This is a genomic window from Companilactobacillus keshanensis (assembly GCF_003946205.1).
Classification (GTDB): domain Bacteria; phylum Bacillota; class Bacilli; order Lactobacillales; family Lactobacillaceae; genus Companilactobacillus; species Companilactobacillus keshanensis.
On record NZ_RHOS01000010.1, the window covers coordinates 42942 to 57471 of the forward strand.

The 14530-nt window shown below is 35.0% G+C and carries 17 protein-coding genes; 6 read left to right on the forward strand and 11 right to left on the reverse strand.

Features of this window, described 5'->3' with window-relative positions:
- Position 1: 1 nt before the first annotated feature.
- Entirely contained in the window at positions 2–937 is a 936-nt protein-coding gene (locus tag EKM64_RS06895; protein ID WP_125676965.1) for an ATP-binding cassette domain-containing protein, read from the reverse strand.
- Positions 938–1090: 153 nt separating this feature from the next.
- Here EKM64_RS06895 and EKM64_RS06900 point away from each other — a divergent pair, with 153 nt between their 5' ends.
- Positions 1091–1609, forward strand: a complete 519-nt coding sequence (locus tag EKM64_RS06900; RefSeq protein ID WP_125676967.1) for a MarR family winged helix-turn-helix transcriptional regulator — start codon at positions 1091–1093, stop codon at positions 1607–1609.
- Between the two features lie 93 nt (positions 1610–1702).
- On the opposite strand, the gene EKM64_RS06905 is transcribed toward EKM64_RS06900, so the two are convergent.
- From EKM64_RS06905 to arsC, 4 genes are all read right to left on the reverse strand, one after another.
- Positions 1703–4372, reverse strand: a complete 2670-nt coding sequence (locus tag EKM64_RS06905; RefSeq protein ID WP_125676969.1) for an HAD-IC family P-type ATPase — start codon at positions 4370–4372, stop codon at positions 1703–1705.
- 139 nt (positions 4373–4511) lie between these two features.
- Entirely contained in the window at positions 4512–5855 is a 1344-nt protein-coding gene (locus EKM64_RS06910) for a M20/M25/M40 family metallo-hydrolase (RefSeq protein ID WP_125676971.1), read from the reverse strand.
- Between the two features lie 74 nt (positions 5856–5929).
- Positions 5930–6418: a cysteine hydrolase family protein gene (locus tag EKM64_RS06915; protein ID WP_125676973.1), complete on the reverse strand. Its 489-nt coding sequence runs from the start codon at positions 6416–6418 to the stop codon at positions 5930–5932.
- Positions 6419–6817: an arsenate reductase (thioredoxin) gene (arsC, locus tag EKM64_RS06920; protein ID WP_125676975.1), complete on the reverse strand. Its 399-nt coding sequence runs from the start codon at positions 6815–6817 to the stop codon at positions 6419–6421.
- Positions 6818–6952: 135 nt separating this feature from the next.
- On the opposite strand from arsC, the gene EKM64_RS06925 reads away from it, so the two are divergent.
- Positions 6953–7975 carry an LCP family glycopolymer transferase gene (locus tag EKM64_RS06925; protein ID WP_125676977.1) on the forward strand — a complete coding sequence of 341 codons (1023 nt, stop codon included), beginning with the start codon at positions 6953–6955 and terminating at the stop codon, positions 7973–7975.
- A gap of 63 nt (positions 7976–8038) precedes the next feature.
- Here EKM64_RS06925 and EKM64_RS06930 read toward each other — a convergent pair whose 3' ends face one another.
- Positions 8039–8362, reverse strand: coding sequence for a thioredoxin family protein (locus tag EKM64_RS06930; RefSeq protein ID WP_125676979.1), 324 nt, complete (start codon positions 8360–8362; stop codon positions 8039–8041).
- A gap of 173 nt (positions 8363–8535) precedes the next feature.
- On the opposite strand from EKM64_RS06930, the gene EKM64_RS06935 reads away from it, so the two are divergent.
- Positions 8536–8805, forward strand: a complete 270-nt coding sequence (locus EKM64_RS06935; RefSeq protein ID WP_125676981.1) for a metal-sensing transcriptional repressor — start codon at positions 8536–8538, stop codon at positions 8803–8805.
- 68 nt (positions 8806–8873) lie between these two features.
- Here the strand turns inward: EKM64_RS06935 and EKM64_RS06940 are convergent, their stop codons facing one another.
- The 3 genes from EKM64_RS06940 to EKM64_RS06950 form a co-directional block, all read right to left on the reverse strand.
- On the reverse strand, positions 8874–9707 hold the full coding sequence (locus tag EKM64_RS06940) for a putative RNA methyltransferase (RefSeq protein ID WP_125676983.1): 834 nt from the start codon (positions 9705–9707) through the stop codon (positions 8874–8876).
- Between the two features lie 401 nt (positions 9708–10108).
- Positions 10109–10813 carry a VIT1/CCC1 transporter family protein gene (locus EKM64_RS06945; RefSeq protein WP_377769747.1) on the reverse strand — a complete coding sequence of 235 codons (705 nt, stop codon included), beginning with the start codon at positions 10811–10813 and terminating at the stop codon, positions 10109–10111.
- Positions 10814–10826: 13 nt separating this feature from the next.
- Entirely contained in the window at positions 10827–11516 is a 690-nt protein-coding gene (locus EKM64_RS06950) for a VIT1/CCC1 transporter family protein (RefSeq protein ID WP_125676985.1), read from the reverse strand.
- Positions 11517–11723: 207 nt separating this feature from the next.
- Between EKM64_RS06950 and EKM64_RS06955 the strand changes: the two genes are divergently transcribed.
- Positions 11724–12188, forward strand: a complete 465-nt coding sequence (locus EKM64_RS06955; RefSeq protein ID WP_125676987.1) for a Fur family transcriptional regulator — start codon at positions 11724–11726, stop codon at positions 12186–12188.
- 32 nt (positions 12189–12220) lie between these two features.
- Here the strand turns inward: EKM64_RS06955 and EKM64_RS06960 are convergent, their stop codons facing one another.
- Entirely contained in the window at positions 12221–12517 is a 297-nt protein-coding gene (locus tag EKM64_RS06960; protein ID WP_125676988.1) for a LasU family protein, read from the reverse strand.
- A 171-nt stretch (positions 12518–12688) separates the two neighbouring features.
- Here EKM64_RS06960 and EKM64_RS06965 point away from each other — a divergent pair, with 171 nt between their 5' ends.
- A complete protein-coding gene (locus EKM64_RS06965) occupies positions 12689–12913 on the forward strand; it encodes a DUF3923 family protein (protein ID WP_125676991.1) in 225 nt (74 codons plus the stop codon).
- Positions 12914–12933: 20 nt separating this feature from the next.
- Here the strand turns inward: EKM64_RS06965 and EKM64_RS06970 are convergent, their stop codons facing one another.
- Positions 12934–13446 (reverse strand): helix-turn-helix domain-containing protein, encoded by a 513-nt coding sequence (locus tag EKM64_RS06970; protein WP_164505316.1) that lies wholly within the window; start codon positions 13444–13446, stop codon positions 12934–12936.
- Between the two features lie 230 nt (positions 13447–13676).
- Between EKM64_RS06970 and EKM64_RS06975 the strand changes: the two genes are divergently transcribed.
- Entirely contained in the window at positions 13677–14414 is a 738-nt protein-coding gene (locus EKM64_RS06975; RefSeq protein WP_125676995.1) for a sugar phosphate isomerase/epimerase family protein, read from the forward strand.
- The last annotated feature ends 116 nt before the right edge of the window (positions 14415–14530 follow it).

Here is a 14530-nt window from a genome sequence, read left to right on the forward strand (position 1 = left end):
CTTAATTTTTCCCTACAGTCAAATCCATAAAAACATCATCTAAAGATGGTTCTTGAACTGTTAAGTTACTTATGGTTATTTTTGCCCGTTGTAAACTAACCAATAATGGTGTCAGTTGGTCGATTTTTTTCAATTTAATATTTATTTGTTGATCGTTCTGATGAATAGATGTATCAAATTCATCTTTAACTAACTTAACCGCTGTATCTACTTGATCAATTTCTTTTACAGTGAAGTTCAAGCTGGTACCACCTACTTGTTGCTTAAGTTCTGTAGGTGTTCCAATTTTTATTAATTTACCGTGATCAATAACTGCGATTCTATCTGCCAATTGGTCGGCCTCATCGAGATACTGAGTCGTTAGTAAAACAGTTGACCCTTGAGCTACTAATTTTTTGATCGTATCCCACATTTGTGTTCTAGTACGAGGATCTAGTCCAGTAGTCGGCTCATCCAAAAAAATCAAGGCCGGACGGGTGATAAGACTAACAGCTAGATCCAATCTTCGCCGCATCCCACCTGAGAAATTTTTAAGTGCTTTATCCGCAGAAGTGACTAATGAAAATTCTTCCAGCAGTTCATTTGTTCGCCGTTTAGAATTAGATCGAGACAGTCCATTTAATCGAGAAAAGATCATTAAATTTTCTCGAGCAGAAATGTCTTCATCGATCGAAGCATATTGTCCGGTCAATCCAAACATTGAACGTGCAAGTCTTCCTTCTTTCAACGTATCGTGACCAAAAATTTTTACATTACCACTATTAGACCTCAGTAATGTTGTCATCATTCGTAAAATTGTGGTCTTACCGGCTCCATTGGGTCCTAATAATCCAAATACCTCACCTTGTTTAACGTTAAAGGAAACATCATCTACTACGGTTTTAATACCAAACTTTTTTGTTAAATGACTAACTTCAATTGCATTAATGACTGACATTATTTGTTGCCTCGTTATTTTCGATTTTTAATCAGGTTACCTGATTGATTTTATTGTAAGGGCACCTGATTAAATTTGCAAGAATTTTATTCAGGCTACCTGACTATCTTTTTTTAAATCAACCAGTATAATAATGTTTGGAGGTTAAATCATATGCCAAATTTACTCAAACAAAAGAATGCTGCTGGTAAGCTAATCGAGTTCGGCATGGTCCGCCATGTCGCGGATAACATTGCCCATAGAGATTCTGATAATGTCGAAAGACAATCTATGTTTCAGGGACAAGGTAAAATTTTAATAGCTTTGTCGCAAAATGATGGCCTTTCACAAAAAGAATTAGCCACAAGACTTGATTTAACCGCACAATCAACCGCAGAATTCGTAAATAAACTTGTTAAAAAGAATCTAGTCACAAAAGAGAAATCTACTAAAGATCGGCGAATGACAATTATTAGATTAACTGATTCAGGACGTAAAATGGCTACAACTGAATCGTCAAAAGTTCCTGAATTTTTAAATGTATTATCTGATGAAGAATTGGATCAACTTACTAGTATACTTACCAAAATTAATTCCAGTCTTTATGATGAAATAAATAATTCAGATCAGCCCACGTTATTCGAAAAATCCCAGCAAGTTATTAAAGATCACATTCGTGATTGGTTTCTATAATCAAAAAGGTGTCATACAATTATTAGATAATAATCTAACGAATGTATGACACCTTTTTAAATTATGATTTGACCAGAAATACTAATATTAGTTCTAATCTAGAACTTGAAATTGGTTTCTAAGTTTCAAATTACGAATATACTTATCAAATTCGGCAACAATCAACACTATAAATCCACCAATTATCGCCAAGCCCCATTCCATTATTCCAAGTGAACCTGTATAGAAAATTCCTTGCATAAATGGAACATAAGTCAGAATAACCTGTAGTACCAACATCAAGCCTACAAAATAGAAAGCCTTCGGATTTGAAAAGAAGTTCTTTGAAAAGGCTGATTTCTGGGAGCGAATATTGAATAAGTAAAATATTTTGCCCATGATCAACACGTTGACCATCGTCGTGCTTGAAATCACTGCACTGACACCATTGCCACGTAATAAAGCATCTATCACTAAACTAACTACTGCCATCAAAATAGAAATATAGGTTACTTGGAATAAGTCATGTCGACTCATCAATTTCGAACCAGTCTTTCTGGGCGGACGTTTCATGATCCCAGATTCAGCTGGTTCAAACGTCAAGGCAAATTGAATCGTAACTGCTGATACCATGTTTATCCATAATAACTGTGTTGGATGTAAGGGAATATCACTTTTTGTCATTATTGCATAGGCAATGATCAACCCTTCTGAAAAGGAGATCGGTAGAAGATATAAAATACTCTTCTTGATATTATCAAAAATTCTTCTACCTTCTCTAATAGCTTTAGAAATCGTCGCAAAATTATCATCTGTCAAAATCATGTCAGCAGAATCTTTGGCAACATCAGTTCCTTTGATACCCATTGCCACCCCGATATCAGCACGTTTCAGAGCTGGCGCGTCATTTACACCATCCCCAGTCATAGCTGTTACCTTATTATTTTTCTGTAAAGCTTCAATTATTTCGATCTTATTTCCCGGAGTTGTTCTGGCAAATACTTGATTCTCGTCAGCCGCAATAATTTGTTCTTCTTCTGACAACTTATCCCATTGTGGACCTGTAATTGCACTAATTTTATCAGCCAAACCGAGTTTTTCGCCAATAGCAGACGCCGTGATCGGACTGTCACCAGTGATCATTTTAACTTCAACACCAGCGGAACGAATTTCTTTCAATGCATCAATAACTTCCTCTCTTGGAGGATCAATGATAGCTGCGAGTCCTAAGAAGTTCAATCCGTTATTTATGAGGTCATGCGTTATGTTTGTCGTTTCATTTGAAACTTTTTTATAACCGACGGCAATCACACGTTTACCATCTTTTGAAAAACCTTTCACTCGATTCGACCACATTTCTTGATTAAAACCTTCATCTAAATTTTTGGCCATTTGGAATAATTTATCTGGAGAACCTTTTACAAATAAATAGTTTTGATTATCTTTTTGTACTAGTCGAGCAATATATCTGAAATCAGAATCAAATGGCAATACATCAATTTTTTTATAGTTAGTCGTTTCACCATGCGGAAAAACTTTATGATAAAGCGCTAGGAAGGCTCCATCGGTTGGCTCACCAGCAATATTCCACTTACCATCTTCATTATTTAAATGTGTGTCATTTGCCTGATAACCTGACTCTAAAAACAATTGCATCTGTTCATTTATTTCAACTGATTGATCGTTCTGAACAATATCACCTTTAGGTTCATAACCAATACCAGTTACTTGAAATTCTTCATCATCAACTACAATATCCGTTACTGTCATTTCATTTTTAGTCAGCGTACCTGTCTTATCCGTTGCAATAACATCAACTGAACCTAACGTTTCTACGGCTGGTAAAGTTTTAATGATGGTATTTTGATTTTTTGCCATATCGTTAACGCCTTTAGCCAAAATAACCGAAGTTGTTGCAGGCAATCCTTCAGGGATAGTTCCTACAACCATTGATACCACTGCCATTGACAGAACGGAGATCGAATATACATCAAAGAATAGGCCCATAAAGAAAATTACAATCGCTGCAAATACAATAAAGTAAGATACATTCGTACCAAGTTTATCGATAACTTGCATTAGGGGTGTCTTACGTTTCTTTACTGAGCTTACTTCTGAAGAAATTTTCCCAATTTCAGTATCTTCAGCCGTAGCTACAACTGATCCTAAACCACTACCTTTAGTAACCGCCGTCGATGCAAATGCCATATTAGTCTGCTCTGCTAAAGGTGCATCATTAAAAATAACTTCAGCAGTTTTCTCAACCGAATTAGTTTCACCTGTTAAAGAAGACTCTTGAACCCTCAAGTTATCAGAATTGATTATTCTGAGGTCCCCTGGAACATTGTCGCCCGCCTCAAGAAAAACCGTATCCCCTACAACCAGATCTTCAGCCGAAATTTCTTTTCTCTGACCATCACGATATACCGTCGCATTGATCGATAGCATTTCCTTGATTCTTTCCAAAGCATTGGAAGCACTGGCCTCTTGGAAATATCCGATCAACGAATTAATGATAACTACCAATCCGATTATGATCGAATCAGAGTAATGTCCCAACACCAATGTGATGATCGCAGCGATTATCAACACATAAATCACCATATTATTGAATTGTCTAAAGAACATTTTCCATTTAGGAGTCCTCTCTGACTCCAGTTTGTTTGGTCCAAATTCTTCTAGACGGTTATTAGCTTCCTTAGTCGAAAGACCCTGTTCAAAATCTTGAATCTTATTTTTTTGTTTTAATTCTTGTAAGTATATTTGATAGTTTTTTCTGTCCATCAAAGACCTCGCTTTCTTAAAGTGGGTTCGGTGGATCTAACCGTGTATATAAACGATAACAAATATTTTTATTTAAGTAAAGACTTATACCTATATATACTTATATCTAATATATAAAAAAAGAGTCGCAACAGCGACTCTACAAACGTTCTAGCAACTCGTAAGAAATTTTAATTCCATCATAAAAGGCTTTTTCAGTGATATTTTCGTTAGGTGCATGATTGCACTGATCAAAGTTAGCATATGGAATGGTAAACACAGGTACTTTCAAAATATCTGACCATACGTAATTTGGAACCGTTCCCGGCATTGTAGGTTCAATCAATCCTGAACCAGTTGCTTCTTTAATGGCATTAACCAGTGGTTCAATATTTTTATCATCAGAAGCAGTCTTGCATGGAGGTACTTGGACCAAGTAGTGAACCTTGATATCCCCGTTGTTTATCTCATCTTGAAGGAAATTATTGATACCAATCTGGATCTCTTTTATATCCTGTTTGCCGACCAATCGTGTTTCAACTTTCATAACAGCGGTATGGGGAATAATTGACTTCATTCCTTTAGCCGTATAACCTGCCCTGATTCCTGAAATATTAAATGTTGGTCTAAACATCAACTTCTGATAATATTCCAAGCCAGTTTCAGGAAGGTCTTTGACGCCGGTCTGTTTAGATATTGACTCTTTATCGTATGGCAATTGTTTCATCCAATCGATCTCTGTTTGACTAGGATCTTCAACTCCATCATAAAATTCAGGGATCAAAACTTTGTCATTTTCAAAATCGTAAATCTTTTGTAGTAATTCCATCAATACCAGCACGGGATTCTTCATGATATTTCCCAGATTTCCGGAATGATTATCCTGGGTTCCTGTTTTGGCGGTGACTTGAAATCCTAATGCACCACGATTACCTAATCGCAAAACGTGCTGTCCGGATTGATTAAAGGAACCATCGACTACTATGGCTAAATCGACATCCTTCAATTTGTTATCAGCCAATTCTTTAACAGTGAATGGTAAATTCTTGCTACCTTGTTCTTCTTCGCCTTCAATCAAAAATTTAATATTGAAAGGAAAACTACCATTAACTTGTTTATACACATACAATCCTAAAATTTGTGCTAACAATTGTCCTTTGTTATCGCCAGCTCCTCGACCGTAAAAGCGATGATTTTTTTTGGTCAAAGTAAAAGGATCTGTATCCCAATCAGCATTAATTCCCGGCGTCATAACGTCGTAATGCCCATAAAACAAGACTGTGCGATCACTTTGGCCGTCTATTTCAGCCAAAATGGTAGGTGATCCCGCAGTTTGAATTACTTCTACATGAGCTCCCAGATCCTTTAATTTTTCTTGCAACAATATAATTGTTTCGTTGATACCTTCGCCTGTGGCACTAACACCTTTAAGTCCAATAAGTTTTTTGAACAAACCTTCAAACTCAGATTTATTATCTTCAATGAAACTATCTCTTGAAACCAAAATGTCTCCTCCTCATTAATGGTTCTCTGATTTAGTATCATTGTAGACCTTTTAGACTGTCATAAACGCCTATCTTAAATAAATGAAACGAAACGTTTATTCCAAATGCTCTCATAAAAGGCAATTGTATCCTCGGCACTCAAATAATCGTTATCCATCGTTGTCGTCATATCCGGACGTATGAGAATTTTATAGCCCAATCCATGTGCCATCTTGATCGTCGTGTCACAACAATATTCTGTTTGAGCTCCACAAATTTCAATTGTCTTCAAACTATTTTCTCGCAAAAGATCATTGAGTTCTGTGTGATAAAAAGAATTAGCATGCGTCTTCTCTACTACTAGATCATCGTCTTTCCTATTCAAATCACTTGCAAATTCCCATTCTTCACTACCCTTGATCAAGTCGCTGTCATTATGTTGAATAAAAATTATTGGCAAATTATTTTGACGATAATCATCAATTCGATTATTAATATCGGCCAATAAATCATCAAAAAGATAGCAACCATTTAATTCATTCTGCATATCAATAACCAATAAAACTTGTGCCATTTTACTCATTTAGATTAGCTCCTTAACCTTTATCTCGATCTCATCACGAACTTTTCGAAATACCTTCAATATTTCTTCTTCTGAACCTTTGGCCTGAGCCGGATCAATTAGTCCCCAATGGATGTGTTCCACATTTTTAGGGATAACTGGACACCGATCCCTAGCATCACCACAAAGAGTTACGATCAAGTCACAACTATTGAAGTAGTCCAAGTCAATCAGGTCTGATGTGTGATCTGAAATATCGACACCTTTTTCGACCATAACTTGAACAGCCTTTGGATTTAGACCGTGGGTTTCAACGCCTGCACTCTTAACTTGCCAATTCGTTAAATATTTTTCACCAAATCCCTCTGCCATTTGTGAACGACATGAATTACCAGTACAAATAAAATAAATTTTTTTCATTTCCTCAACCCCTTTATATTATTTCAAAATTTACCATAGAATAGATGATAACAGATAGTCTAATTAACAAATTACCTTGTAATGCTTAGTAATTATATTATAATGTAATACTAAGATTAATTATTGAGGTAATTTATGAAAATTTTTAAACGAATTATGATTGTTATTGTCTCTATCATTGCTTTATTAGCAGTAATTTTAGGGATATACGTTCATCAAAATAAAGAAGCTCTGAAGTCAGTTGATACTGGGAAAAATAGCGTCTCACAAAAAGTCGATCAAGATAAACCTATATCAGTTTTACTATTAGGCGCCGACACCGGAACTGATGGCCGTGTTGACCGCGGTAATTCCGATACTATGATGCTAGTTACTTTGAACCCCAAAACCAAAAAATCTGTTATCTACTCTATTCCAAGAGATTCCGTTGCCGAGATGGTTGGCGATAAAACTAAAAACGTTCAAAAAATCAATGCCGCCTATAATATCGGAAAATCTAAAATGGCTAAAAATACAGTAAGTAAATTGTTAAATGTTCCAGTCGATTACAGTGTTGCAATCAATATGGCAGCACTCAAGAAAACTGTCAACTTTGTTGGTGGTATTACGATAAAGTCTGACATGAAAGTTAGTTTTGACGGTGTAACTGTTCCTAAAGGTACCCATCATCTTAATGGTACTAAGGCCTTGACCTATGTTCGGATGCGTTATCAAGATCCTCGTGGTGATTACGGTCGCCAGATTCGTCAGCAACAGGTTTTAAAAGCTGTTGTAAAAAAGATGGCTCAACCTAAATATTTGATTCATTTACCAAAATTGATCAAAGAATTAGGTCCAGATATAAGCACTGATTTAACCGATAAACAATTAGAGGAATTCCCAATGAAATATCACAATAGTGGTAAAAGTATCAAATCACATCAACTTCAAGGGAAATCCGCCTGGATAAATGGAAGCTCATATCAAGTTCTACCTACTAGTACATTGCAAAAATCTTCTGATGAATTACGCGAGAATCTAGGTTTACCAAAAGATACCGTATCTAATACCGAAACTAAATTAAATAAGCAAAATAAATCCTTCTTTGAAGATGATAGTAATACTGATTACGACACTCACGGATTAGACAAAACTTACTATACAAATAATACCTATTAAAATAAAAACGGCCAGTAATCGAATTTGATTACTGGTCGTTTTGCATTAACGTTAAATTATTTATTACATGTATTGTTCTAAAGCCTTGCGGAACTTAGTTTCTGGTTGATAGCCAACCATTCTGCCAACAACTTCACCATCTTTTTTAACGATGAATGTTGGAATTCCCTGAATTCCGAAGTTATTGGGCGTTTGTGGGTTTTTATCAACATTCATTGATGTGAACTTGATCTTGTCACCCAATTGATCGCTTTCAGATAATTTTTCCAGAATTGGATTCATCATCTTACATGGAGGACACCAGTCAGCATTAAAATCAGTAATTACTAAGCCGGTGCTTGTTTCGTCGTTAAAAGTCTTGTCAGAAATCTCTTTAATTTTGCTCATTTAAAAGTCTCCCCTTTACCTATATCTTACTTCAATTAACAATATACCCCCTAGGGTAAATTATATCAATTAATTTGTTTACTATTGTTTAAAAGAAATATCAGCATATAATTTGATGTACGGTACCCGTCTGGGTATAATATCAATTATATTAATTATTTAAGGAGGCTGATATGTCTCAAGAATCTGAAGAACTTGCAAATAAAAAAATAACTAGCCAAATTAAAAGATCGCGTGGTCAATTAGATGGCATTTTACGTATGATGGATGACGGTCGTCCTTGTAATGAGGTACTAGTTCAATTATCCGCTGTCAAATCTGGTGTCGACAAAGCCATGAAACAGGTTATTGCCCAAAATATTCGCAGCAACGTTAATTGCGTTAACGAACAACAATTATCTAATTTACAAAACTCACTAGATTTATTGCTCAAAACTAAATGATCTGACAAATTGTCAGATTATTTTTTTACTCATGAATTATCCAGTAACTTCAACAATTAAAATCTAAACTATGCCTTACCAATTAAAATTGTAGAGTCAACGGTTATTTCATTAACATTAGTCCAATCAACTTTATCCTTATCAACATTAAATAATAATGGGGTCATATTGATAAAGGCCGACCTCTCATCTTCTGAAACAGGGTAAGTTTTAGTTGCTTTGATCTCGTCAACAGTTTGAAAATGTTCTTCAAAATAACTGAGAACTTTTTGATTAGAGTAACTTTCACTCCTTAAGTATTCACTAGCTTGCTGTCTAAGTTCAGTCAGATGTTTTTCTCCTGGAATAACTTTGATCAAATGACCATTACTCTTCAAGATTCTGTGGAATTCATGATAATTAGCTGGTGAGAAAATATCCAGGATACTATCGACACTATTATCTTGCATCGGCAAATTAGCTAAGTCACCAACAAACCATTTAACGGCATTATTAGTATCATTTCTAGCGGCCAATTGTACAGAATCCTTTGAAATATCAAAAGCCAAAAGAGTTTTATTAAGTTGTTCTTGGATCTCGCGTGAATAATATCCTTCACCACATCCCGCATCTAGAATCGTCTCAATAGGCAAATCTTTAACTATTTCTACTATCTTATCTAAAATATGATCGTACAACCCATCTTTCAGAATCAAACCACGATTCTCAAAATTGGCCTTATCATAATTTTTCTGTTGTTTCATATTCAGTAAGAAATTAACATAACCCTGTTTAGCAATATCAAAATTATGACCATTTGAACAAACTAAACTATTGTTTTCCAAACTAAGGTTTTCATCACAGATGGGACACGTAAAAAAGGCTTCACTGTCATTAAATCTGCGCAATTTTTCTTTATTCATAAGAGTCTCAAGATAAGGAAACCCAGTAGTTCAATGCCGGGAGGAATTATCGTTTTTATGAGACTGCCTTTCTAAAATATAATTTGTGGTACTTCCTTTTTTTACGTAACATATGTTCTGATATTGGTACAATAAGTGAAATTCGTCGCACTAGTTCTTACAAGCTCTCTACTTCCGTTAAGGGTAGTTGACTTAACTAGAATTCTTATATGCCAATTTAAGTTTATCATAAATAGTATTAGCCATTTGAACACAAATCAAAGGAGCTATTTCTACTTCAACTATGAAGTTGTAAATAACTCCTTTTTACTCTTATAAAAGAATCTAACTACTAATAGTTAAAATACCAGATAACCTATAGTTTTGAATAATTTCTTTTGTTGTGATATCAGCAAAATGATCTATAACATTAAACCAACAGAATAGTGAATGATCATAGTAATAATGCCGACAATAACATTTCTAATGATGGCTGTTTTAACAAGCCCGTCACCCAATTTAGCACTCAAAAATCCTGTTAAAGCAACGGATAAAGTAACGGCTAAAATTGTACCTGGCCACTGCAATGAAACTGGCAAGAGTGTCATTGCTGCTAATGGGAAAATACCACCTGATGATGCAGCAACTAGTGAAGAAAAAGCCGCATCCCACGGATTCATGTAGTGTCCCAGATCCAAATCGTACTTAACTTTTACAACTGTTCCTAAGGCATCTTTTTTCATCAATTCACCGGCGATCTCTAGAGAAGTTGCTTTAGAAACACCACGATCAACATAATAATCAGCTACAACATTTAACTCTGATTGATAATCTGTCTCAATTAATTCACGTTCTTTTTCAATAGCTGCTTTTTCTGTATCCTTTTGGGAGCTAACTGATGCATATTCGCCAGAAGCCATTGAAAAAGCACATGCAATAAGATCAGACAAGCCGGCAATAAAAATTGTAAATTGATTTGTTGTTGCAACGGCAACTGAAAATAGAACACCAACAACTGTAAGGATTCCATCATTTGAACCTAAAACCCCGGCACGTAAAGTGTTTGAACGTTCGGCCATTGTCTTCTTACTCTTTTTTTGTTTGGGAAAGTTTATTGCTTTCATCATTCTTATCACTCCTTTAATGTGCGAATAACGTACCGATTAGGTATGTCACAATCATTGTTAATAACCCTGAAACCACATTTCTAAAGACCGCCTTTAACCTGTTGGCATTGCCAAGATATGCGGCAGTATAACCAGTTATGACCAATGCGATCACAACTGCAATTACCGTAGCAACAACACGCATTTGAGCTGGAAATAAAGTAATAGAAACTAATGGTAAAATCGATCCAGTTGGAAATGAGATCATTGAAGCAATAGCAGCCGCAATAGCACTAGTTTCTTCTTTAGGGTTAAATCCAAAACGTTCACGTACAGCAACATCTAATGGATCGTCGCTCATCATTTCTTTAGTAGCCTTTAAGGAAAGCTCCTCTGAAATTCCTGTATCTTGATACTTATTCTGAATAAATTCAAATTCACCATCGTAATTACCATCTAAAGCAGCTGATTCTTTCTCAATGGCTCGTTTTTCACTATCACGTTGGGTACTAACAGAAACCCATTCACCCATTGCCATAGAAATAGTTCCTGCTAGCATACCAGCGATACCGGCTAGAAAAATAGCATAATTATTACTTCCAGCACCTGCAACACCAATAACGATACCGGCTACTGAAATGATTCCATCATTGGCACCCATGACACTGGCACGCATGACGTTGATTTTTTCAGCTAGACTTCTAGTTTTTTTAGATTTTTGCATTCCATTCACCTCTTACTTTGTAATCATTTCTATATTGGAATTATTCTCATCTGCTAACGAATTCATAATAATTCATTTTTAAGTGAAAGTAAACATTTAAAACCAAATTCCTAACTTTATTCCAATAAGAATCAATAATTGATATTTTTATTAGATAGGTATTATAATTAACTTGTAATGATTCCAAATTAGAAAGGAAGACTGCTTATGACAAATAGTTCTGTCATGGAGGACACTTTGAAACTGTTAAAGGACCATAAGTTACGTGTCACTCCACAGCGCCACATTATTCTGGCCTATCTTGCCAGTCATCATAATCATCCTACAGTTGAAACTATCCGTGACGCTCTAAGCAAAGAGCTTCCGAATATGGGTTCTTCTACGATTTATAACACTCTTAATACCTTTGTAGATCATCGTTTAGTTGTTGAATTGCAAAATGGCGATGGCAGTACCCACTATGATTACTTTGGGACACCGCATTATCACGCTATCTGTACTAATTGTGGAAAAATTGTTGATGTAACATATCCAGGTTTTGACAAAGATGAAAAAACTCTAGAAGAAAAAACCGCTGAAATTTCTGGATATATGATTTCTGGAAATCACATGGAAGTTTACGGACTATGTCCAGAATGCCAAGTAAAACTAGGAATTACACAAAAAAAATAAAGCCGAGGAATTATTTCCCTCAGCTTTATTTTTTAGTTATGCGTCATAAAATACATTGCAATAATTATATCTACTACCCAGATTCCCGCCAGATACAGATAATATACTTTAAGTTTAGTAGAGATTTGTTTCCATTTAACAAAGTCTCCTGAACCTTCTGAAGCAATCCCACTTATGAAAAGCGCCACCGGGGTATAGATAAAGGTTCCCGCAACGCTGACCACCAAGTAGTTGATCGCCAATTTTTGGTTGGTACTGTACATAAAAATCCCCATTATAAATATAACAATTAAGACAAGAGTTGGAAAAATTGCCAATATTTTCTTCATGATTAAACTCCCAATAGTTTAATGGTCACATTGTTACACCATCCACTTTTTTTGGCAAAGGATAACCATTACAAATTTGATTTAAAATTTTATAAAAATTATGAATTACTTGTTTTTTTGCTGTTAGACCCTACAATTTAACTATTAAATAAAATCAGTAGAGGGATATTTATGTCAAAATGGCGTACGTTAAGTCTAAGTTGGATTGTTATTTTTGCTATCGGAGTTGTGGTTATCTTTGTTCATTCCATAAATTCTGCTGGAACAAGTAATACGTCGACATTGAAATTAGGCAGTTTGGTTATCTGGGTAGGGATTTTTATTCTCATAGCGATTGTACAAACGGTGGCCTACACAGTTTATAACTTGTTATCAAATAATAAGACACCTCATTAGATAACGTTTCTAAGCCCTTATTAGCCCGCATTCCATCCTGACACAAAACCGGCGATAAAATCATAAAATGCCGGCCACAATAATAGTGTCAACCAAAGAATACCAAATAACATTGTCCATTTAGTAATGGACTTTTCTAATTCTTTCCATTTGATACTGAACATCAAACAAATGAAACTAGCCATAATTGGTAAAAATAAAACATTTTCCAGTGTTACTTGTGAGATTGAATAAATGCTAGTTGATACCGCATACGCTATAACGGATAAGGTAACGCTTGTAACGACGATTATATAAGCTTTATTTAGTTTTGTGCTGTGTTCTAATCGATCCATAAGTTGTGAATCTCCTTTGATTAATTCGTCTAAAGAGACTTCAAATAGTTCACTGATCGCAACGACATTAGCAAAACTTGGCAGTGACGTTCCATTTTCCCATTTGGAAATAGATTGTCTTGAAATATGTAAATGCTTTGCCAAATTTTCTTGAGACATTCCATGTTCTTTTCTATGTCTTTGTAATTGTTCCCCCATTTGCATAATAATCCCCTTTAACTACTCACAGTTTAGATACCGCCATCATAAAATAATAGTACCTGCTGGTTGCATTAAACAATGTAAAGCAAAAATTGCCTGAAAAAGTTTATTAATGAGAAACTTTTCACGAAAACTAAACCGATTTAATAGAAAGCGTTTACATAAAAGTTTTCTTGGTATAAAGTTAGTCTATTAACTTTTTATCAAGCAACTTGGAGGGAATTACAATGACAAAACTTTTGGTTAATACAGCCGTATTTGAAAATGATGTAAAGAATGGTGCATCACAATTAGACATGATCAAGAAAATCACTGACTTGGGTATCGATGGTGTTGAAGTTCGTGGAGAATTCTTCGGTGATGACCGCGACCAAGAACTATCAGACTTAAAAGATCTTGCACAAGCACAAAACTGGGTATTGTACTTCTCAATTCCTGAACAATTATTTGTAGAAAATAAAGTCAACGAAAACTTAATTAGTTATCTTGATCTAGCAACAAAATATTCAATTGGATCACTGAAAATCAGCTTGGGAGAAATTAACACTTTAACAGATGAATTAATTGCTGAATTAAAGAATATTCTAAAGCCATATTCAGTTCAATTAACAATTGAAAACGAACAAAACGACCACGGGCATATGGATCATGTACTAGCTATCAACAAAGAGATCCAACAGGCGAACTTGCCTATCGGATATACTTTTGACGCTGGTAACTGGTATTGGATCGATGAAGATCCTGAAAAAGCTATGGCAAAATTAAGTAGCTACGTTACTATTCTTCATCTAAAGAATATTCAAAACAAAGGTACAGTTCTCCTAGATAAAGGTGCTACAAACTGGAAGAATCTAATCAATGCTGTTACACCTGACATTCCAGTTGCTATTGAATATCCAATGACACTTGACGAGTTGAAGAGCGAATTTAAATTAGTCCAAGATGCAATTGAGGAACATGCATAAGTTTTACTTTTATCGCTTCCGATCTTGAGTAATTATTATAGAAAATTTAAAATCCCTGAATATGCAGAATTTATAATCAATTCTGTATATTCAGGGATTTTTTCTACACATTATTA